Origin of the sequence: Enterobacter sp. CM29 (assembly GCF_013179605.1) — a bacterium.
GTDB lineage: Bacteria > Pseudomonadota > Gammaproteobacteria > Enterobacterales > Enterobacteriaceae > Enterobacter > Enterobacter intestinihominis.
The window spans coordinates 1-610 of sequence record NZ_JABMCU010000396.1 but is presented as its reverse complement, the minus strand read 5'-3'; the positions used below and the strand labels follow the sequence as shown (position 1 = coordinate 610).

Below are 610 nucleotides of genomic sequence, written 5' to 3'. Positions count from 1 at the left end.
AGCCAGTAGTAGAGCCACATAGCGTGTGTCCCCGTCGGGAAGGTATGCGCGAAGGTGTAGGTTCCCGGTGCCTGCTGTGTAATCAGCTTTTTCAGCCCGTCGAGATCACGAACGCCCTTCTCCGCCAGATCGCTGGAGAGCGTAATGGCCTGACCGTTCTGGTTGAGAGTCATCAGGTTCGCCATCTGCTGCGGCTTGCCCGCGATACCCAGCTCCAGTCCGTACAGCAGGCCGTAAAGAATGTGTGCGGCGTCCAGCTCCCCTGCCACCAGCTTGTCGCGCACCGCCGCCCAGCTCGCCTCTTTAGTAGGTACAATGGTAATGCCGTGTTTTTTATCGAACCCTTTCAGGGCCGCGATAACCACTGGCGCGCAATCGGTCAGGGGGATAAACCCGATACGCACGGTATCCTGCTCCGGCTTATCTGACCCCGCCGCCCATGCGGCCTGCATGACACCCGGCAACAGCATCGCACCACTCGCCAGCATGCTGGCCTGCAATAAACGCCGTCTCGACAAATCCGCCATAATTGCTCCTGAAAAAAGGCAAAAAAAAGCGCCCGACGGTGCTGAAGCACCGCTGGACGCCTTTATCCCGAAGACGTATGCAC

1 protein-coding gene is annotated in these 610 nt (G+C 58.7%); it reads right to left on the bottom strand.

The features are described 5' to 3' along the window. Positions 1-527, bottom strand: a 527-nt coding sequence (locus tag HP459_RS23285) for a CmpA/NrtA family ABC transporter substrate-binding protein (protein WP_171936964.1), incomplete at its 3' end; no start/stop codon positions are given. Positions 528-610: the final 83 nt, after the last annotated feature.